Origin of the sequence: Actinoplanes sp. NPDC023801 (assembly GCF_040639655.1) — a bacterium.
Classification (GTDB): Bacteria; Actinomycetota; Actinomycetes; order Mycobacteriales; family Micromonosporaceae; genus Actinoplanes.
In genome coordinates, this window is the sequence record NZ_JBFAAI010000036.1 from 1 (window position 1) to 20,053 (window position 20,053).

A 20,053-nucleotide genomic window follows, 5' to 3' on the forward strand; every position below is an offset into this window, starting at 1 on the left:
TGTCTGAGGTTCCTCCAGGACGGCCGCGCCGGGCCCGATCAACGGTCCCGCTCGCTCGCCCGTCTCCCTGGCGGCTCGGTAAACATTACTCGTCCCTCTCAGCAACGCCAAACCGGGGTCCCGCGACGCCCGTCACACCGAAATATCCGGCAAACTACTCAGATCAGGCGACTCAGAAGCCGCCCTGACCTGCCAGCCGTACCCCAGGAATAGCGGCCCAACTACCTGTTCCGGGTACGGTCGGCATCCCTCAGCCCCAGCCATCCTCACGCGTGGACGCGTGGACGCGTGGACGCGAGGACGCGAGGACGCGAGGACGCGAGGACGCGAGGACGCGAGGACGCGAGGACGCGAGGACGCGAGGAGGGGCTGCCGGGAGTGCGCCGAGGGCCTATAACGGACGCATGCGCACTGATGAGCTGGCCGACCTGATCAGCGAGATTCCCGGTACTCAGGTGAGCGCGGCTCCCGGTGTGGTGACGGTCCAGGTGCCGGCGATCGGGGACACCGCACGGATTCTGTTCCGGGACGTGCTCGACGCCTATGAGGTGATGGTGCCGACCGGGGCTCCCGCCGTGCAGGTCGACATCAAGCGCAAGCGCGAGTCACTGCCGCTCATCTTCACCGTCGATGACGTGGTCTTCGCGCCCGCGTACGCCGATGATCTGGTTGATCCGGAGGATGAGCTGCTGGTTCCGGCGATGCCGGGCATGATCGGGTACTCGGAGATGCACCGGGACGTCCGCGCGCTGGGCCGGGCCATCGACGATCCGCAGGTGGAGCTGGAACCGGAGATGCTGGCGGCCACTCTGCTCGCGCATCGTTGCTTCCTCGCCGGCGCGGTCCGGGTCGGTTTGTGGCCGGTGCGGGTGGCGGCCTGGTGGGAGTACACGTCGGCGCGGGCGGAGAAGAGCATCCGGCTGGCCCGGTTCCGCCCGGACGAGAAGTGGGATCAGTTGATGGCGGATGTGACGGAGGCCAGGCGCCGGACCGCCCCGGCCGAGCTGTGAACGGTATCGGACTCCGGGGCGTTTTCGACCTTGAGGCGGAGCGGTACGACCGGGCCCGCCCCGGCTACCCGTCCGCGATCTTCGACGATCTCGCCGCTGCGGGCGCGCTGCCTCCGGCGTCGGTGCTGGAGATCGGTCCGGGCACCGGCAAGGCGACTCTGCCGCTGGCAGAGCGCGGCTACCGGGTCACGGCCGTGGAACTGGGCCCTGCCCTGGCCGGGGTGGCCCGCCGCAACCTGACGTCGTTCCCGCGGGTCGAGGTGGTGACGGCGGTGTTCGAGGAGTGGCCGCTGCCGGCGGAACCGTTCGACGTGGTGTTCGCGGCGACGGCGTTCCACTGGGTCGATCCGGCGGTCCGGGTGTCCCGGTCGGCGGCGGCGCTGCGGCCCGGCGGACTGCTGGCCACGGTGTCGACCCATCATGTCGCGGGCGGCACCGGCGAGTTCTTCGTCCGGGCGCAGGAGCACTACGAGCGGTGGGATCCGTCGGCGCAGCCTGGGTTCCGGCAGCCGCGGGCCGAGGAGGTCCGCTCGACGACGCGAAGGTGCTGGCGTCGGCGGAGTTCGAGGCGCCGGTGTTCACCGGTATGAGTGGGACGCCACGTACCGCACGGCGGAGTACCTGGATCTGCTGCTCACCTACTCCTCGACCCGGTCGTTGCCGGCTGAGCCGAGAGAGCGGCTGCTGGACGCGATCGGCCGGTTGATCGACGACGGGTTCGGCGGCCGGATCGTCAAGCGGTACCTGTCGGAGCTGCGGCTGGCTCGCCGGCGACGGTGACCGGGCGGGGTACCCGCAGGGCACAGAGCAGGGCGCCGGCCAGGGCGGCGGCGTAGAGGAGCAACACGGTCACATAGGACGAATTGCCCGATGACCAGGTGAGCACCGAGCCGCCGACCGCGGTGCCGAGGCTGCCGCCGACCGTACGCATGACGGTGTTGACGGCGGCCGAGACACCGGTCTGTTCGCTCGGGACCGCCTCGACCACGAGGGCTCCGACGGCGCTGAAGGCGAGGCCGATGCCGGCGCCCATGACGAGGATGCCTAGGCAGACCTGCAGGAGCGTGTCGTGCCGGACGGCGAGGCCGAGGTAGGACAGTCCCGCGGCACCGATGCCGGCGGCGAGTGCGGCGCGCGGGCCCTGCCGGGCGGTGAGCCGCTGGTTCACCGGCATGACCAGCAGATTGCCGATGGCGGTGGGCAGCATCGCGAGGCCTACGACGGTGGGCGTGACCGCGAACCGGTCGACGATCAGCAGCGGGATCACCATCCACGAACCGAACATGCCGAAGCCGAGCAGGAGTGTGGCGGCGTTGGTGGCGCGGACCGTGGGCAGCGCGAGGGTGCGCAGGTCGATGAGCGGTTGCGCGGCGCGGCGCTGGCCACGCCACCAGAGCGGGGCGAGGACGGCGACGGCGATCAGGGGCCAGGACCAGCCGGTGCCGGGGAACCGGCTGATGGCGAGGAGCAGGAGTCCGAGCCAGGTGGAGAGCAGCGCGGCCCCGTACCAATCGATGGTGGTGTTGATGGCAGTGGGCCGCGGCGGCGGCAGGAGCAGAACCACCGGAATGATCGCGAGGGCGGAGACCAGCGCGGGGATCAGAAACAGCCAGCGCGAGGACAGCAGGGTGAGGACGGGGCCGGCCGTGATGGTTCCGGCGGCACCACCGACGCTCATCACAGTCGATATGACCACGAAGGCGCGCGGACGTCGTTCGGCTGGTAGATGGTCCCTGACCAGGGCGAAGCAGAGCGGGAAGACGGCGCCGCCGAGGCCCTGCACGACTCGTCCGGCGACCATGACGGGAAGGGTCGAGGCGATGGCGGAGGTGAGGGCGCCGAGACTCATCGCGGTCAGGGCGACGAGCAGGATGCGGCGTTTGCCGTAGGCGTCGGCGAGCCGGCCGAGCACCGGTGTGGAGATCGACGCGCTCAGCAGGAAGGCGGTGAGCAACCAGCCGGCGCCGGACGGTGTGGTGCCGAGTTCGCGCTGGAACACGCCGAGCGCCGGGACGACGAGCGACTGCAGGACCGAGTAGGCGGTGGTGGCGAGGCAGAGTCCGCCGAGCGCGGCCGTCCCGGGGCGATTCAAAAGATCAGGACCTTTCTTCCGGTACGAGCCACCACCACCACAACCGCACCCGCACAGTCCCGCGATGGCACCACCCGCCTGGCGTCCCGTGCTGCCCAACCCCGAACCCCCCGGCTGTCGCGGACGGCCGGGACCGACGGACGGCCGGGGTCTGCGGACAGGCGGGGGTCCGGGGGCCCGTTATGCGACGGGGACCGCGTCGCGGACCGTGTTGCGGTTGGCCGGGCGTGGCAGACCGTAGTGTTCGCGCAGCGTGCGGCCGGTGTACTCGGTGCGGAAGCGGCCGCGTTCCTGCAGGATCGGTACGACCTGGTCGACGAAGGCTTCGAGCCCGGACGGCAGAACCGGCGCCATGATGTTGAAGCCGTCAGCGGCGCCGCCGGAGTACCACTGCTCGATCGTGTCGGCGACCTGGACCGCGGTGCCGGTGAAGGTGAGGTGACCACGGCCGCCGCCGAGGCGCGCGATCAGCTCGCGGACCGTGAGGTTCTCCCGGCGGCCGAGGTTGACGACCAGGGTGCGCCGGCTCTTGGCGCCCTCGATCTGTGCCTCCTCCGGCAGGTTCGCCGGCAGCGGCGCGTCGAGCGACAGTTCCGACGCGTCGATGCCGAGGAGGTCGGCGAGATGGGCGAGCGCGTACTCGGGGCGGATCAGCCGCTCCAGTTCCGCCGCCAGCGCCTGCGCCTCGGCGACGGTCCGGCCGATGATCGGCACGATGCCCGGCAGGATCTTGATGTGGTCCGGGTCGCGGCCGAACTCGGCGGTCCGGCGCTTGAGGTCGTCGTAGAACTCCTGCGCGTCGGCGAGTGTCTGGTGGGCGGTGAAGACGGCTTCCGCGTACTTGGCGGCGAAGTTGCGGCCGTTCTCCGACGAGCCGGCCTGGACGAGCACGGGGTGACCCTGCTCGGAGCGCGGGACGTTGAGTGCCCCGGCGACCGAGTAGTAGTGCCCCTTGTGCCGCGGCGGGTAGATCCTGGTGTCGTCGCCCCAGACCCCGCTCTCCTTGTCGGCGACGATGACGTCGTCGTCCCAGGAGTCCCAGAGCTTGAGGGACACGTCGACGAACTCGGCGGCCCGCTCGTAGCGCTCCTTGTGGGCGGGCAGGTGGTCGAGGTTGAAGTTGCGGGCCGCGTCGAGCCCGGCCGTGGTGACGATGTTCCAGCCGGCCCGGCCACCGCTGATGATGTCCAGCGATCCGAAGCGGCGGGCCAGGTTGTACGGCTCGTTGTAGGTGGTCGACGCGGTGGCGATCAGCCCGATCCGTGACGTCGCCCCGGCCAGGGCGGTGAGCAGCAGGGTCGGTTCGAGCACGCCGGACGGGCGGCGGCCGACCTGGTCCCAGAGAACCGGCCCGTCGGCCAGGAAGAGAGAGTCGAGCTTGCCGCGCTCGGCGATCCGGGCGAGGTTCTTGAAGTGTTCGACGTCGAGGTCGGCGTACGGGTCGCTCTCCGGCAGCCGCCAGGAGGCCTCGTGGTGCCCGACGCTCATCAGGAACGCGTTGAGGTGCAGCTGCCCCGGCCGGTTTGTGAAAGAACCCATCACTGCACCTGCGGGGTGTAGTGGGTGGCCTCGTCGCCCTCGAGGATCCGCGACTTCTCGCCGCTGACACCGACCGGGACGTCGCCGGCGACGGTGACGCGGTGCAGTTTGCGGGCCAGGTCGCCGTAGTCGTCGGCGGCGTAGTGCTGGGTGGACCGGTTGTCCCAGACGACGATGTCACCGACCTGCCACTTGTGGCGCAGGGTGTTCTCCGGGCGGGTCACGTAATGCTGCAGCAGCCGCAGGATGTCGCGGCCCTCGGTCCTGGACAGGCCGATGATGCCGGTGACGAAGTTGCCGATGAACAGGTTCGGCACGCCCGAGTCGGGGTTGACGCGGACCACCGGGTGCGCGGTGCGGTAGCGGGTGGAGGCGAAGACCTTCTGGTACTCCTCGACCTCGGTGGAGCGGAACTGCGGGTGCTCGGCGTAGTCGTACTCGTTGGAGTGTTCGGCCCACAGCCGGTCGGCCAGGACGCGCAGGTGCTCGGGCAGGTCGGCGTAGGCGGCGGCGGTGTTGGAGAACAGGGTGTCGCCGCCGTACGGCGGGATGACGAGGCTGCGCAGCGTGGTGGCCTTGGGCGGCGCGACCACGAACGTGACGTCGGTGTGCCAGGCGTTGGCGCGGGCGCCCTCCCCGCCGGCCACCTCGAGCACGTTGGCCTGGCCGTCGACGGACGGGACGGTCGGGTGCGCCAGGGTGAGCGGGCCGAAGATCGACGCGAAGCGCTGGTGCTGCTCGTCGTCGAGGTGCTGGCCGCGGAAGACGAGCACCTTGTGCTCGACCAGTGCCTCGTGGATCTCCTTGGCGGTGACGTCGTCCACCGGGCCGCGAAGGTCGACGCCGGAGATCTCGGCTCCGATCCGGCCACCGATGCGCGTGATGTCGATGCTCATTTGTCGGTCCTCTCTAACGGAATCAGTTGGTGCGCCAGGTCGAGAAGCGGCGCTCGGTGACGATGAGGAGCTGGTTCACCAGCAGGCCGATCGCGGAGATCGTGATGATCCCGGCGTACATGTCGGGGACCGCGAAGTTGTACTGCGCGTAGTTGATGAGGTAGCCGAGGCCGGCCTTGGCGCCGACCATCTCGGCGGCGATCAGGATCAGGATCGAGGCGGCGCCGGCGAGCCGGATCCCGGTGAAGATGGTCGGCACCGCGGCGGGCAGGACGACCTTCTGGAAGAGCCGGAGCGGTCCCAGGCCCAGCGATCGGGCCGATTTGATCAGGAGCGGATCGACGGTACGGACGCCGCTCACCGTGTTCAGCAGGATCGGCCACGTGCAGCCGTACAGGATGATCGAGATCTTGGAGGTTTCGCCGAGTCCCAGGATCAGCACGAAGACCGGCAGGATGGCCAGGGCCGCGGTGTTGCGGAACACCTCGAGCAGCGGGTTCAGCAGGTTGGCGACCGGGCTGTACCAGCCGATCAGCAGGCCGAGCGGCACGGCGACGAGGATCGCGAGCCCGAAGCCGGCCGCCGAGCGGGTCAGGCTGGCCTCGGTGTGGCTCCACAGCTGACCGGAGATCGCCAGGTCCCACCAGGCGACCAGGACCTCGGACAGCGGCGGCAGGAAGGTCGCGTCGACCAGGCCGAGCCTCGGGAAGATCTCCCAGACGGCGGCCAGGATCCCGATGGCGACGGTACGGGTGGCGACCGCGCCCAGGATGTGGCCGGCCCGGCGGACCACGCCGGGTCCACGGACGGCGACGACCGGTTCCGCCCGGGTGGTCAGCAGCGGGGCAACGGCGGTGTTCTGCAGCTCGATCGTGCTAGACATTGATCTTCAACTCCTCATTGCGGGCGCGGTCGACCTCGTCGCGCAGCAGGCTCCAGATCTCATGCCGGTAATGGGTGAACTCCGGATCGGAACGCAGGTCCTCGGTGGCCGACCGGGCGTCGATCGGCACGTCCACGACCTGCTTGATCCGGCCGGGCCGGGAGGTCAGGACGGCGACCCGCTGGCCGAGGTAGACGGCCTCCTCGATGCCGTGGGTGATGAAGACGATCGTCTTGCCGGTCTTCTCCCAGATCCGCAGCAGTTCGTCCTGCAGGCCGTCGCGGGTCTGCGCGTCCAGTGCCGCGAACGGCTCGTCCATGAGCAGCACCTCCGGGTCGTACGCCAGGCTGCGGGCGATCGCCACGCGCTGCTTCATGCCGCCGGAGAGTTCGTGCGGGTAGCGGTCGTGGAAGCCGGTCAGTCCGACCAGGTCGAGGTATTCACGGGCCCTCTCGGTACGTTCGCGGCGGCCGACGCCCTTGGCTTCGAGACCGAACTCGACGTTGCCCTGGGCGGTGCGCCACGGCAGCAGCGCGTACTGCTGGAAGACGATGCCGCGGTCCAGGCCGGGGCCGGTGACCGGCTTGCCGTCGACCAGGATCCGGCCGCTGGAGATCTCGCTGAGACCGCCGAGCAGGTCGAGCAGGGTGGACTTGCCGCAGCCGCTGGGGCCGACGATGACCAGGAACTCGCCGTCGCGTACGTCCAGATTGATGTCCTGCAGCGCGACGACCGTACGGCCGCGGGCCTGGAAGGTCTTGCCGACGTTCTCGAAGCGGATCTTGGCGGTCATGCGGCACCGCCGGTGGCGTACGCGTTGTAGTCGTTGCTGTAGATGTCGCCGGCCTTGATGTCCTTCTTCAGCTCGCCGGACCGGTCCAGCCACTCGATCCAGGTGGTGAACTCGCGCTCCTCGATGACGCCGCCCTTGCCGTTGACGCCGTAGCTCTTCCAGAACTTGGTCTGGCTGTCGTCCTCGTCGCGGCCCCGCTTCTTGATGATCTCCTGGAGTTTTGCGATGACCTGCTCGCGCGGGGTGGTGCGGGACCATTCGATGGCCTTGCCGACGCCGGAGACGAAGGTCTTCACGGTGTCCGGGTTCTTCCTGATGAAGTCGTCGCGGAAGATGTAGCTGCCGGCGGTGAACTTTCCGAGCAGGTCGTAGTCGGTGTACAGCGGGTGGATGCCTCCGCGTTCGAGCGCCTTGTCGCGCAGTGTCCCGCCGAGGGCGGCGACGTCGATCTGGCCGGCCCGCAGGGACTGTTCGGTGTTGACCGGGGGTACGACGATCAGCTCGACCTGCTTGATCTCGTCGTCGGTGAGACCTGCCTTGGCCAGGTACGTCTTGGTGATGGCCTCGGAGTGGGCGCCGAGCGTGTTGACGCCGATCTTCTTGCCGATCAGGTCGCGGGCGCTCTTGATCGGGCTGTCGTCGAGGACGTAGAAGCCGTTGAAGTTGACGTCGTCGACGCCGTAGTAGCCGATCACCGCGGTGATCGGAGCACCCGAGGAGGCGAGCTTGACGATCGCGCCGTTGAACGCGCCGCCGAAGTCGGTGTCGCCGGTGGTGGCGGCCTGAATGTCCTGAGGGCCGCTGATCGTGTTGCCGATCCAGTCGAGTTTGAGGTCGCCGAGGTAGCCGAGGTCGGCGGCGAGCTCCGGCAGGCTCACCGCGCCGACGTTGCCCTGGTAGCGCAGCTCCTTGACCTGCTCGCCGGGTGCGGCCGGTTCGTCGGATCCACCGCAGGCGGCGAGCGTCGTGACGGCCAGGACCCCGGCCAGGGCGGCGGCTATGGCGGATCTGCGGGTTGTCATCTCGGAACTCCTCGGAGGATTCGGCCGCGGGGTGTGTGTCATCGGCCGGACGGCCGCGTTGGGCCGTCGGCGCTCTTAGGCAGGAATCAGTGCGCCGGCATGCGGGCCGGCGGATTCAGTCAGGGGTGCCTGGAAGGGCCGGGCGACGATGCCCGGCGGTGGCTGCTGGTGCGGGCGGCGGGCTTCGCCGTCGGACTCAACAGGCGCAGGTACACACCCGGAGGTAGTCGACGAAGCGGCGCCGCGTCAGACGCTTGCTCCGGTTCATGTCAGCAACGTAAGTCGCCGTGCACGCTACGTCAGCCACTTTGTGAGCCACGACACATACATTTCCCATAGAGTGAGTAGAGATTGGCGCACGAAAAAGGGCGAGAGCCGAAGCCCTCGCCCTTGTGAACTGCCTCTTTACTCGTCGAAGCCCTCGAAGGCGTCACCGATCTCGTCGATCGCCTCGCCCGCCACGTAACCGGCCGCCAAGCCGCCCGCGACGCCCATCGCCGCACCGCCCATTCCCGAGCCGTGGTGACCGCGCCGGTAGTGGCCGTGGTGACCGTATCCCTGCTGCGGATGACCGTAACCCGGCTGCGGGTGACCGTAACCCGGCTGCGGGTGGCCGAAGCCCGGCATCGACTTGCGCTTGTCCACCGCCTGGCGGACCCAGCCGTCGACGACCTGACGCCAGTCGGTGGTGTCGGCGTCGGCGTGCGAGACGGTGTAGCGGCTGTACGTGTCGTGGCCCTGGGTGAACAGACCGCCGCGCTTGTCGAACTCCAGCACCACCTCGACCTGGTGCGGGCTGGTCACGAAGGTCAGCTCGACCTCGTTGATGGCGCCGGCGTACTGCTGGGGCGGGAAGTACTCGATCTCCTGGTAGAACGGCAGCGTCTGGTGGACGCCGTAGATCTGGCCGTACTCCAGGTCGGCGGACTTGAAGCGGAAACCCAGCTGGGCGAACGCGTCGAGGATGCGCTGATGGATCGGCAGCGGGTGCACGTGCACCGCGTCGAGGTCGCCCTTGTCGATCGCCCGGGCGATGGCCAGCTCGGTGCGCACGCCCATCACCATGCCGCGCAGGGTCTGCCCGTAGACGGTGGTGATCGGCGTCTCCCACGGCATGTCGATGCGGAACGGGATCGACAGCTGCTGACCGGGGGCCAGACGCATCGGACCGGTGACCGGGACCCGCAGGAAGTCGGCGACGGCGGAGTAGTCACCGCCGCCACCCTCCACCTCCATCCGGGTCACGAGACCGAGGGTGACGTGCTCGATGTTCGCGTCCTGCGTGCCGCCGACGAGGTTGACATTGCCGGTCAGCGCAGCGCCCGGATAGGTGCTCGGGTTCGACAGCACAGTGTCGACGCTCGGCCCGCCCACGCCGAGGGCACCGAGCAACTTCTTGAAGACCACGATGTTCTCCCGCTAGATGATGTGCCTCGCGAAACTAGCAACGCCCGCTGTATGAACGCTGAGAAAGCGCTGGTCGCGCGCCATCCAACAACAGACGGTACGACGATCGTGCAAGGTCATGGAGGCGGTCGCGGGGTCTGTCGCGGGAATTCCGCCTGAACGAAGTCGCGCGGCCCGGACATTCCAGGGCCGCGACCGGCGGGAAGGTGCTCCCGGCCGTGGCCCGATGCCATCCACTCAGGACAGCGGCTCTTCCGCCGTGGTCCGCGCCGGGCATATTCTGCCGGGGCCATGGCCACCATCGCTCCGCCGTATCGGCCCTCCTCGCCCGGGTTCCCGCCGGTCGACACGTCGCGCCACAGCGACGGGTCGGCGATCGCGGTGACCCTGCGGTTCGCGCCGTTCGCGTTCATTCTCGGGCTCTGCACCCCGGTGCTGGAGATCGACGGCGAGAGCATCCCGGCGTACTGGGGCCGCGTCGTGCAGTCGGTCAACCTCGGCGAGCACCACGTGCACGTCCACCTGCCGTACCTGTTCCCGTCCCGGATCGGCGCCGCCGAGACCACCGTCGTGGCGGTGCCCGGCCGGACCGTCGAACTGGAGTACCGGGCTCCGCTGCTGTCGTTCCTGCCCGGAGCTCTCGGCACTCCGCCGCAGCGCTACCCGGGCGCCGTCGCGGCCGCCGCGCTGCTGGCGGTGGCGGTCACCCTGGTGATCTGCGGTTGCGTCGGATTCGTGCTGAACGCCGGCGGGTGAGCCGCTCCTACTGCAGCTCGTCGTGCAGGGCGCGCATCAGTTCGGCGCTGGTGAACGGCTTCTCCAGCAGGTGGACGTCGGCCGCGAGGGTGCCGTGCGTGGTGAGGACCGGCTGGGCGTACCCGGACATGAAAAGAACCTTGGTGCCGGGCCACCGGGACCGGACCGCGTCGGCAAGGTCCTTACCCAGCATGTTGGGCATGATCACGTCGGTGAGCAGCACGTCGACGGCATTCTCGGCGGCCAGCCGGAGAGCCTCCTCACCGCCGCCGGCGGCCAGTACGGTGTAGCCACCGCGCCGCAGGATCCGGGACGTCACCTCGCGCAGCGCGTCCTCGTCCTCGACCACCAGCACGGTCGCGCCGTGGCCGGTGAGGCCGGCCACCGAGTCCTCCGGCGCGTTCCGGTACTCCTCGACGTCGGTCGCCGGCAGCAGCAGCGTGAACGTGGTGCCGATGCCGGGCTCGGAGTAGATCTGCACAGTCCCGCCGGCCTGGGTGATGATGCCGTAGACGGTGGCCAGGCCCAGTCCGGTGCCCTGGCCGCTCGGTTTGGTGGTGAAGAACGGCTCGAACGCCTTGTCGATCACTTCCTTCGGCATTCCGGTGCCGGTGTCCGACACGCGCAGCCGCACGTAGCGGCCGAGCGGCAGGCCGGCCCGCCCCGCGGCGTGCTCGGCGTCGACCTTGACCGGCGCGGTGTCGATGGTGAGACGGCCGCCGGTGGGCATCGCGTCACGGGCGTTGACGGCCAGGTTGACCAGCACCTGTTCCAGCTGGCCGGGGTCGGCCATCACCGACGGCAGGCCGGCCGTGGTGCGCACCGTCAGCGTGATGTGCTCACCCAGCGACCGCTCCAGCATCTGGTGCACCTCGGTGACCACCGTGTTCAGGTTGAGCGGCCGGGGGCGGATCACCTCCCGGCGGGCGAAGGCGAGCAGTTGATGGGTCAGGTCGCTGCCGCGGCGGGCGGCGCGGGCGATCTGCTCGGCATCGGCGGCCGCCGGCGTCCCGGCGGCGTCCTCGACGATGAACGACGCGTAGTTCAGGATCACCGCGAGCAGGTTGTTGAAGTCGTGGGCGATTCCGCCGGCCAGCTGTCCCAGACTCTCCAGACGCTGCGCCTGCTGCATCCGGGCCTCCAGTCGTTGCTTGTCGGCCTCCTCGTGCAGCCGGCGGCGTTCCTCCTCGGCGGCCAGCCGCTCGGTGATGTCCCGGACCACCGCCACGATCACCACGCCGCTGTCGGTGTGCAGGGAACTGCACGCGATGTCGACCGAGATCTCGGCACCGCCCCGCCGGATCGCCCGGCGGGTGGCCCACCGCTGGTCGGCGCCGTCGGCGGTCCGCTCCGAGTCCAGCGGTGTGGTGTCGCCGCCGGTACGCAGCACGGCCGAGACCGCGGGCAGGCCGTCGGGCAGCAGCAGCCGCACCGGCATGTGCAGCAGGTCGTACCGGGGATGCCCGAACAGGCGCTCGGCCTCGGCGTTGACCAGCACCACCTCGCCGGACTCGGAGACGCCGAGCATCGCGTCCGGGGCGGCGTTGAGGATCGCCTGCACCCGTGCCTCGGCCCGTTCGCGGTCGCTGATGTCGCGGCAGATCGTGGTGGTGCCGACGATGCGGCCGCGCTCGTCCAGCAGTGGTGAGACCAGTGCGGAGACCGCGACGGTGTCGCCCTTGGCGTCGACCCGGATGCTGCGGTACCGGTCCACCCGGCCGCCGAGACGGACCAGCATGCGGACCTGCTCCTCGTCGGAACGCCGCTCGGGCGGGACGATCCCGTCGATGTGCCGGCCGATGATGTCCGAGGCCGGGTGGCCGAAGAGAGCCTCGGCACCGGGGTTCCAGGACAGCACCCGGCCGTCCAGGTCGGTGGTCATGATCGCGTCGTGCGAGGACTGCACGATCGAGGCGAGCAGGGAGCGGGTACGGGCGGCCTCCCGCTGGGCCGTGTCGTCGCGCAGGACCGCGGTCACGTACGTCTCGCCGTCCGGCGCGGCCGTCACGGCCAGCGAGATCTCGACCGGGAAGACGCTGCCGTCGCGGCGCAGGCCACGCAGCGGCAGGCGCCGGAGGGGCTGATGGATGCCGGAGAGGTAGGCCTCGCGGTGCCCCCGGTGCCGGTGGCGCACGTCCCCGGGTACCAGGTCGTCGACGGGCCGGCCGACCAGCTTTTCACCGGTGTATCCGAACATGTCGTGGGCACGGCGGTTGGCCACGGTGATGACGCCGTCCGACCGGCTCACGATGATCGCGTCCGGGGCGGAGTCGATCAGCAGCCCCGGGATCCCGGTTGACTCCACCTGTGCCTCCCACCCCTAAAGTACTTCTGTACCGATATTTCGGTATGAGGTTGGGAGATTCGGGAAAAGGGCGTGGCGTGAGTACCACCTACCCGCCGATCGACCCGAACCGGCCCAGCGCGGCCCGCATCTACGACGCCTACCTCGGCGGCACCCACAACTTCGACGCCGACCGAGCCGTTGCCGCCCGCGCCGTCGAGTTGGTGCCCGATACGCCGCTGATCGCCCGCGCCAATCGGGCCTTCCTGCGACGAGCCGTCCGGTACGCGACCGCCCGCGGTATCCGCCAGTTCCTTGACCTGGGCTCCGGTATCCCGACCGAGCAGAACGTGCACGAGGTGGCGCAGAGCGAGGCGCCGGACGCGCGGGTCGTCTACGTCGACGTGGACCCCACCGCCGTGCTCTACGGCCGGCACCTGATCGGTGACGACCCGCGCACCGCGGTGGTGCACGGCGATCTGCAGCAACCGGCGCTGGTCCTGGACGCTCCCGAGGTCCGCGACCTGCTCGACCTCAGCCGGCCGGTCGGGATCCTGATGATCGCGGTGCTGCACTTCCTGCCGGACGGGCCGGCCCTCGACGCGGCACTGGCCGCCTACCGGGACGCCGCGGCGCCCGGCAGCGTGCTGGCCGTCTCGCACCTGACCCCTAGCAGCGCGCCCGAGCAGGTGGAACGGGTGACCGACCTCTACAACCGCACCGGCACGCCTCTGGTGCCCCGCGACGCCGCCCGGGTGGCCGGGTTCTTCGACGGGTGGCGGCTGGTCGAGCCGGGCCTCGTCCACGGGCCGCAGTGGCGCCCGGACTCCGAGCCGGTCAGCGACCCGGCCCGATACCTGACCCTGGCCGGCGTCGGCGAGCGATAGCGATCCCGGAGTCCGCGGGCCGGTCGAAGCCGTCGCAGCTGTCCTCCGGCTCGACCTCGATCAGGTCCAGCAGATCCGGGCCGGAATGGCCGGTGTCTATCGTGCCGCCGATCAGTCCGAGAATGGCGGCACAGTTGCGCCCGTACCCCTGCACCATGCGCTCCACCCGCGTCGGGTGGCCGCAGCGGCGGCACGGGCGCATCCGCTCCGGTCGAGGCTCGCCCACCTGACCAGTATCCGGCCGGAGATCAGGATTCGCCGACCGCCTCCGCCAGTTCCTGCTTGCTCATCCGGGAACGCCCGGCGATGTCCTGCTCCTTGGCCTTCTCGTAGAGCTCCCGGCGGGTGGCCGCGTGGTCCGCCTCATCCGGCAGCGAGCCGGTGGTCGCCTCGGCGAACCGGCGGCCCATCTCCTCACGCTGCGCATCGTCGAGACGCTCGGCGAGGATCGGCAGGAGGTCTTCCTCCTCTTCCTGCACGTGGTGCCGCAGCTCTCCGGCGATCGCGGCGACCGTGCCGTCGTAGCCGGGGTCGTCCGGGTTGCCGCGCAGCAGGTTCTTCAGCATCTCCTCGACCTGGTGGTGCTCGACCACACCGTCCTTGACCTCGTCGCCCTCCTCGGCCGCCAGATCCCGGATCGCCGGGTAGACGAAGGCCTCCTCGGCCTCGGAGTGCGGCAGGAGCAGCCGGGCGACCTCCTCCATCAGGGACGCGAGGTCGTCACCACCCTCCTCGGCCCGGGCCAGCAGGTCTTCGACCTGGCGGTGCTGCTCTTTGATGATCTCCACGATGTCCGGCACGATTCCCCCTTGATCTTTCCGACATGGGGCGGGATACCCCAAAACGGGCGGATCATCCTTCAGGAAACGCACATCTTCCCGGCCGTACGCTGCGGGAGGACCATGTGAGGGGAGAGCCATGCGGGGTGAGAGCCATGCGGGGTGAGAGCACGGTGCAACCGTTCCGGATCTTCAGGATCACCGCGATCGCCGAGGCGTTCTCGTGGACCGGGCTGCTGGTCGGGATGTTCCTGAAGTACGTCACGGAGACCACCGAGGCGGGCGTGTGGCTGTTCGGCCGGCTGCACGGCGCCCTGTTCATCGCCTACCTGGCCGCGACGCTGTGGGTGGCGTGGGCGGAGCGCTGGTCGCTGTGGCGGACGCTGTTCGGGCTGGCCGCCTCCATCCCGCCGCTCACCACGCTGATCTTCGAACGCTGGGTGGCCAGGCGCCGTCCGGCGGCGGAACCGGCGGCCGCCACCGCTTGAGTTCCGCCGGTCGATGGGGGCGTGCCCACGGGTACGCCCCCATCGCTCATTTGACGGCGATCGGGTTGACCGGAGAACCGACCGCGCCGGTGATCGGCAGCGGGGCCGCGGTCAGCCAGAACTCGAAGACACCGTCCTTCGCGCAGTCCGCCGCCAGGGCGTCCAGGTCCCACATCTCGCCCAGGAACAACCCGATGTGCGGGATCGCCACCTGGTGCAGCGGCTGGAACGCGTCGTCGAACTCGTTGGGCCGCACCTCGAAACCCCAGGTGTCGGTGGCGATCGCGGCGATCTCGGTGCGGCGCAGCCAGTCGGCGGTGGTGAACGACAGCCCGGGAGCCGGTCCCCCGGCGTAGTCGCCCCACCCGTCGCGCCGGGCCCGGGCCAGCTGTCCCGTGCGGACCAGGACGATGTCGCCCCGGCCGATCTCGACGCCCTGCCGCGCGGCAAGCGTGACGAGATGCTCCTCGGTGATGGCGAAGCCGTCCGGCAGGTCCCCGAAGTCGAGCAGCACCCCGCGGCCGGCGATCACGTCGGCGACCGTCTCGATGCCGGTCACCGCGTCGCCGAGGCTGGTCACCACCTCCCCCGCGGGCCGGCCGTTCCAGGCCATCCCGTGGTCGAAGATGTGGCCCAGCCCGTCCCACTGGGTGGAGCACTGCAGCGGCATGGCGATGACGTCGTCGGCGCCGCCGATGCCGTGCGGGAAGCCCTGGATCCCGGCGGCCGCGTCGGTGCCGGTGTCCAGCATGGTGTGCACCGGGTTGGTCCGGCGGCGCCAGCCCTTCTGCGGGCCGTTCGCGTCGAACGACTGCGACAGCGAGAACGAGACTCCGCGCCGCACCAGCGATGCAGCCTGCCTCCGCTTGTCCGGGGTCAGGAAGTTCATGGTGCCGCGTACGTCGTCAGCACCCCACCGCCCCCAGTTGGAGCACCGCTTCGCGGCCGCGGCGATGGCACCCTCGGGGTCACTTCTGGAAAACATCGAGAACCCAGTCGGCGATGTACGCCTGGACGTGCGCGAAGTGGTCGAGCCCGATGTGCTCGGCCCCGCCCTCCTCCGCCGTGAAGATCCGCAGCTCGCGCCGGGGTGAGTTGACGGCCTGCTCGTAGGAGCGGTGCGCGTACCGCAGCGGGATCTGCCGGTCGTTCTCGCCGTGACAGATCAGGAACGGCACGGTGATCTGCTCGACGACGCCGTCGAGGTTGACCGCCTCGGCCTTCTTGATGAACGTGTCCAGGTCGTTCTCGCCCCACACCCAGAGCACGTGGTCCCAGTAGTGCGGCACCGGGTTCTCCCCCTCGCGCTCCAGCCGGCGCTTCTGCACCGCACCCCAGTCGTGGTTCGCTCCCCAGGCGACGCAGAGCGCGAGCCGCTTCTCGAACGCGGCCGCCCGGGGTGCGTAGTAGCCACCGAGCGACCAGCCGGTCAGCCCGATCTTCCCGGCGTCGACGTCGTCGCGGGTGAGCAGGTAGTCGACGCAGGCCGCGGCCCAGTCCTCGGTCTCGACCCGGGATCTGAGGTCGTGGAAGCGCAGCGCCTCCCCACTGCCGGGGCAGTCGACCATCAGCGTGTGGATACCGCGGGCTGCCAGCTCGTGCGCGAACCCGGAGGCGTACATGTGCTCCTTGGTGGAGTCGAGCCCGTTCCACAGGATGATCACCGGCGCCGGCCCGTCAACCGGTGCCTTCTTGAAGTACGCCGGCAGCAGCGCCCCTTCGAACGGGATCGCCACCCGCGTGGTCGCCGGGTCGATTCTGTCGAACGCCTTCTGCTGAAGGTCGAGGAGCCGCTGGTAGAACGCTTTCCGGTCGGGCGACTTGGCGCTCTGCATCCGCTCGGCCTGCGCCAGATAGTTGGTGGCCCGCTGATACTTCTGCCCGGCGGTGCGCGGGTGCCCGGCGGCCTCGTCGGCGGCCGCCTGGGATGCCAGGTCCTCCGCCACGGCGGCCCACGACGCCATGAACTCCCTGGTGCCGACGTCGGCACCCCGGGTGGCCAGTTCCCTGATCGGGCGGCACGCGCGGTCCACCTCGTCGATCAGGCCGCCGCTGTTCAGGGTGGCGACGACGCCCAGGTTCCAGACGTAGTTGCCCGGGAAGTACTCGAACATTCAGTGCTGCCTTTCTGCTCGCGCCCGTGCGGCGTCACGGCGCCGGACGCGGGGAAGATCGTCGGTGGGAGGTGCGGAGGTCACGCGGTTCTTCAGGCTGCCGATGCCCTCGACGGTCAGCGTCACCACGTCGCCGTCGCGGAGCGGCGGCGGAGTCCGCTCGCCGTTACGGCCCCACAGCTCGGCGAGACAGCCGCCGTTGCCGACGGTGCCGGATCCCAGCAGGTCACCGGGCTGCACCACGGAGTCCCGGGCGGCGTACGCGATCATCGTCTCGAACGTCCAGCCCATGTTGCCGAGCAGATCGCGGCCGACCTCCACGCCGTTGACCGCGGCCGTGCACCACAGGTCGAGGAAGCCGTCGGAGTCCTTGGCGTGCTCCAGTTCGTCGGCCGTGACGATCCACGGGCCGATGCTGCTCGCGAAGTCCTTGCCCTTGGCCGGGCCGAGCCGTACCTGCATCTCACGGCTCTGCAGGTCGCGGGCCGACCAGTCGTTGAAGACGGTGTAACCGAAGACGCTCCGGCCGGGACCGGCGACCGCGGCGACCTCCAGCTCGAAGTCGCGGGCCACCGACGCGGCCGGGAACGGGATGTCGTCGTCCGGGCCGTAGATCGCATGCGGGTTGGTGAAGTAGAAGGTGGGCGCGTCGTACCAGGCCTCCGGTACGCCGGCGGTGCCGTCCACGCTACGGCGGACACCGTCGACGTGTTCCTCGAACGCGACGAAGTCCCGGAACGAGGCCGGTCGGAGGGGCGCGAGCAGGCGCACCGCGGAGAGCGGCACGGCCGCCGCGGTCACGGTCTCCGCGCCGCCGATGATCTCCAGCATGGTGGGGTCACCGGTGAACGGATGCACCAGGTCCCCGTCGATCCGGCCCGTTCGTTCCCGGCCCTCGTGCCGGAACGTCGCCAGTCTCATACCGGCGGGGCGACGAAGATGCCGCGGTCGACGTCGTTGAACGACTGCTTGGCGACGAACTCGTTCATCGGGTTCGCCGTCCCCCACTGGTCACTCACCGTGGGGTCGGAGAAGTCGTACAGGTGCGGGTGCCAGGTGTCCTCGTCCAGCTCCTCGAGCTCGGTGGTGTACTCGACGGTGTTGCCGTGCGGGTCGAGGAAGTAACTGAAAGTGTTGTTCCCGGCCATGTGCCGGCCGGGGCCCCACACCTTCTCGATGCCGCCGCGCAGCAGCCGCCCGGTGCCCCGCATGTACTCGTCGATGCCGCGCATCTCGAACGACGCGTGGTGCAGCGAGACGTGCGGGCCGCGGGCGATCGCCAGGCTGTGGTGCCAGCGGTTGGTCCGCAGGAACCACATCATCGATCCCATCCGCGGGTGCATCAGGGTGTCCGAGAGCGCGAAGTTGAGGTGCTGGTCGTAGAAGGCGACGGTCGCCTCCGGGTTCGGCGAGTTGATCACCACGTGCGAGAGCTTGACCGGGACTGACTCTCCCTCCTCCAGCTTGCGGTGCTGCCGGACGGCCACGCCGGACGACACCTCGACGGTACGGCCGTCGATGTCGAAGAAGCGGAAGCCGTACCCGCCGCCCGGGGTCCGCAGTTGATCCGGCTCGTTGACGAGCGTGACCCCGGCGCGCCCGAGTCGTTCGGCCAGGGCGTTCACATCGGCCTCGTTCGCGGCGCCGAAGGCGATCAGGTCGAGCCGCTTCTCCGCCGCCTGACGGAGCCGTACCGAGTACTGCTCGGGCGAGCCGGCCGCGGCCAGGAACGCGAGGCCCTCGTCGGTGGTCTCGGCGTCCAGGCCCCACATGTTCGTGTAGAACTCCAGCTGCCGGTCGTAGTCCGGCACCGCCAGGTCGACGTGGCGCAGGTGGGTGATCAGTCGTTCGTCGTTCATGTCTCTTCCTTGTGCTCAGGCGGGCGCGGTGCTCAGGCGGGCGCGGCGCTCAGGCCGGTTCGGCGACGAGGTGCGCGATCCGCGCCATCAGGCCGGGAACGTCGCCGCGCTCGTGGGCGAGCTGCCAGCGGGCGAGTTGCAGGGAGGCCTCGACGACCGTCTTCGCACGGTCGAGGCGGCGGGCGGTGAACTCACCCCACAGGTCGTCGGTGAGCGCGTCCTCCCGCAGCAGGAGTTCGGCCAGTACCGACGCGTCCTCGAGCGCCTGGGCGGCACCCTGCGCGAGGGTCGGCGGGCAGCTGTGCGCGGCGTCGCCGATCAGCACGACGGCGCCGCGGTTCCAGGGGCCGTCGATGACGTGGCTCTCGAAGGCGGTGTAGTTGACCCGGGCCGGGTCGGTGAGCTGCTCGCGAATCTCGTCCCACGGCCCGTGGTACGCCCCGGCCAGCTCCCGCATCGTGGCGAGCGCCTCCTCGGGCGACAGGCCGGACCGGTCCCGCACATCCTCGACCAGATACGCGTAGAGGGTGTCCGCGCCGGTCGGGCAGTACCCGGCGATGTAGGCGGGCCCGCCGTAGTACAGGTCGGTCCGGGTCACGCTCGCCGGCCGCTTCGTGAACGTACGCCAGATGCCCATGCCGACCGGCTGCGGCTCGACGCCGATGCCGAGCCGGCGGCGCGTCCACGACCGGAGCCCGTCAGCGCCGATCACCAGGTCGTACGTGGCCGCCGAGCCGTCGTCGAAGGTGACGGTCGTGCCGTCCAGCGTCACCGGTGTCACCCCGAACCGGACCTTCGCGCCCACCGCGGTGGCCCGGTCGATCAGGATCCTCGCGAGTGCCGGCCGGTACATGCCCAGCGTGGCGGGCAGGTCCGGACCGCCGGTGCGGATGTCGGTGAGCTCGGCGATCAGCGTGCCGGCCGGGTCCGGGGCGCGCAGGCCGAGCGTGTCGAACTCGTAGCCCTCGGCCTTGACCCGCTCCCAGACCCCGAGTTGCCGCAGCACCCGCAGCGCGTTGCCCTGCAGCGTGATGCCGGAGCCGAGCGCCGCCACATCGGGTTTCAGGTCGACCAGGTCGACCGAGACACCGCCCTCGGCGAGCAGGATCGCCGTGGCGGCACCGGCGGCGCCGCCACCGACGACCAGAACATTACGAACTGCTGGCACGGCGGTTTCCTTCCTGTTTCCCTGTGACGGGTCCCACTGTCCCGTGCGGTAAGGCCATCAGGGAACCTCGACTTGG

Annotated in this window: 19 protein-coding genes; 5 read left to right on the forward strand and 14 right to left on the reverse strand. The window is 70.0% G+C overall.

Annotated features, from left to right (window positions below; genetic code table 11):
* Positions 1-404: 404 nt before the first annotated feature.
* Together AB0G04_RS38690 and AB0G04_RS38695 are read left to right on the forward strand one after the other, a co-directional pair.
* Complete coding sequence (locus tag AB0G04_RS38690; RefSeq protein WP_360993834.1) at positions 405-1,010, forward strand: hypothetical protein; 606 nt, start codon at positions 405-407, stop codon at positions 1,008-1,010.
* Positions 1,007-1,600: a class I SAM-dependent methyltransferase gene (locus tag AB0G04_RS38695; RefSeq protein WP_360993837.1), complete on the forward strand. Its 594-nt coding sequence runs from the start codon at positions 1,007-1,009 to the stop codon at positions 1,598-1,600. Before AB0G04_RS38690 ends, AB0G04_RS38695 begins: the two co-directional genes overlap by 4 nt.
* A 143-nt stretch (positions 1,601-1,743) precedes the next feature.
* On the opposite strand, the gene AB0G04_RS38700 is transcribed toward AB0G04_RS38695, so the two are convergent.
* The 7 genes from AB0G04_RS38700 to AB0G04_RS38730 all read right to left on the reverse strand — a co-directional run bounded on the left by AB0G04_RS38700 (position 1,744) and on the right by AB0G04_RS38730 (position 9,642).
* Positions 1,744-3,102, reverse strand: coding sequence for an MFS transporter (locus AB0G04_RS38700; RefSeq protein WP_360993840.1), 1,359 nt, complete (start codon positions 3,100-3,102; stop codon positions 1,744-1,746).
* A 180-nt stretch (positions 3,103-3,282) separates the two neighbouring features.
* Positions 3,283-4,641, reverse strand: a complete 1,359-nt coding sequence (locus tag AB0G04_RS38705) for an LLM class flavin-dependent oxidoreductase (RefSeq protein WP_360993843.1) — start codon at positions 4,639-4,641, stop codon at positions 3,283-3,285.
* On the reverse strand, positions 4,641-5,537 hold the full coding sequence (locus tag AB0G04_RS38710; RefSeq protein ID WP_360993846.1) for a TauD/TfdA family dioxygenase: 897 nt from the start codon (positions 5,535-5,537) through the stop codon (positions 4,641-4,643). Before AB0G04_RS38710 ends, AB0G04_RS38705 begins: the two co-directional genes overlap by 1 nt.
* A gap of 22 nt (positions 5,538-5,559) precedes the next feature.
* On the reverse strand, positions 5,560-6,420 hold the full coding sequence (locus tag AB0G04_RS38715; RefSeq protein WP_360993849.1) for an ABC transporter permease: 861 nt from the start codon (positions 6,418-6,420) through the stop codon (positions 5,560-5,562).
* Positions 6,413-7,213, reverse strand: a complete 801-nt coding sequence (locus AB0G04_RS38720; RefSeq protein WP_360993852.1) for an ABC transporter ATP-binding protein — start codon at positions 7,211-7,213, stop codon at positions 6,413-6,415. Before AB0G04_RS38720 ends, AB0G04_RS38715 begins: the two co-directional genes overlap by 8 nt.
* Positions 7,210-8,235 carry an ABC transporter substrate-binding protein gene (locus AB0G04_RS38725; RefSeq protein ID WP_360993855.1) on the reverse strand — a complete coding sequence of 342 codons (1,026 nt, stop codon included), beginning with the start codon at positions 8,233-8,235 and terminating at the stop codon, positions 7,210-7,212. Before AB0G04_RS38725 ends, AB0G04_RS38720 begins: the two co-directional genes overlap by 4 nt.
* Before the next feature lie 405 nt (positions 8,236-8,640).
* Positions 8,641-9,642: a sporulation protein gene (locus tag AB0G04_RS38730; protein ID WP_360993858.1), complete on the reverse strand. Its 1,002-nt coding sequence runs from the start codon at positions 9,640-9,642 to the stop codon at positions 8,641-8,643.
* Positions 9,643-9,933: 291 nt separating this feature from the next.
* Here AB0G04_RS38730 and AB0G04_RS38735 point away from each other — a divergent pair, with 291 nt between their 5' ends.
* Positions 9,934-10,398: a hypothetical protein gene (locus tag AB0G04_RS38735; RefSeq protein ID WP_360993861.1), complete on the forward strand. Its 465-nt coding sequence runs from the start codon at positions 9,934-9,936 to the stop codon at positions 10,396-10,398.
* Positions 10,399-10,405: 7 nt separating this feature from the next.
* On the opposite strand, the gene AB0G04_RS38740 is transcribed toward AB0G04_RS38735, so the two are convergent.
* Positions 10,406-12,703, reverse strand: coding sequence for a PAS domain S-box protein (locus tag AB0G04_RS38740; RefSeq protein WP_360993863.1), 2,298 nt, complete (start codon positions 12,701-12,703; stop codon positions 10,406-10,408).
* A 77-nt stretch (positions 12,704-12,780) separates the two neighbouring features.
* Here AB0G04_RS38740 and AB0G04_RS38745 point away from each other — a divergent pair, with 77 nt between their 5' ends.
* Positions 12,781-13,569, forward strand: coding sequence for an SAM-dependent methyltransferase (locus AB0G04_RS38745; protein ID WP_360993865.1), 789 nt, complete (start codon positions 12,781-12,783; stop codon positions 13,567-13,569).
* A gap of 248 nt (positions 13,570-13,817) precedes the next feature.
* Here AB0G04_RS38745 and AB0G04_RS38750 read toward each other — a convergent pair whose 3' ends face one another.
* Entirely contained in the window at positions 13,818-14,369 is a 552-nt protein-coding gene (locus AB0G04_RS38750; protein ID WP_360993867.1) for a hemerythrin domain-containing protein, read from the reverse strand.
* Between the two features lie 134 nt (positions 14,370-14,503).
* On the opposite strand from AB0G04_RS38750, the gene AB0G04_RS38755 reads away from it, so the two are divergent.
* Positions 14,504-14,836 (forward strand): DUF3817 domain-containing protein, encoded by a 333-nt coding sequence (locus tag AB0G04_RS38755; RefSeq protein ID WP_360993870.1) that lies wholly within the window; start codon positions 14,504-14,506, stop codon positions 14,834-14,836.
* 46 nt (positions 14,837-14,882) lie between these two features.
* Here the strand turns inward: AB0G04_RS38755 and AB0G04_RS38760 are convergent, their stop codons facing one another.
* Genes AB0G04_RS38760 through AB0G04_RS38780 form a run of 5 tightly spaced genes read right to left on the reverse strand, consistent with a single transcriptional unit; the run spans position 14,883 to position 19,977 of the window.
* Complete coding sequence (locus AB0G04_RS38760) at positions 14,883-15,821, reverse strand: cyclase family protein (protein ID WP_360993872.1); 939 nt, start codon at positions 15,819-15,821, stop codon at positions 14,883-14,885.
* Positions 15,805-16,950, reverse strand: a complete 1,146-nt coding sequence (locus AB0G04_RS38765; protein WP_360993875.1) for an alpha/beta fold hydrolase — start codon at positions 16,948-16,950, stop codon at positions 15,805-15,807. Before AB0G04_RS38765 ends, AB0G04_RS38760 begins: the two co-directional genes overlap by 17 nt.
* Positions 16,951-17,871 (reverse strand): fumarylacetoacetate hydrolase family protein, encoded by a 921-nt coding sequence (locus tag AB0G04_RS38770; protein WP_360993877.1) that lies wholly within the window; start codon positions 17,869-17,871, stop codon positions 16,951-16,953.
* Positions 17,868-18,809, reverse strand: a complete 942-nt coding sequence (locus AB0G04_RS38775) for a VOC family protein (protein ID WP_360993880.1) — start codon at positions 18,807-18,809, stop codon at positions 17,868-17,870. Before AB0G04_RS38775 ends, AB0G04_RS38770 begins: the two co-directional genes overlap by 4 nt.
* A 49-nt stretch (positions 18,810-18,858) precedes the next feature.
* Entirely contained in the window at positions 18,859-19,977 is a 1,119-nt protein-coding gene (locus AB0G04_RS38780) for an FAD-dependent monooxygenase (protein WP_360993883.1), read from the reverse strand.
* Positions 19,978-20,053: the final 76 nt, after the last annotated feature.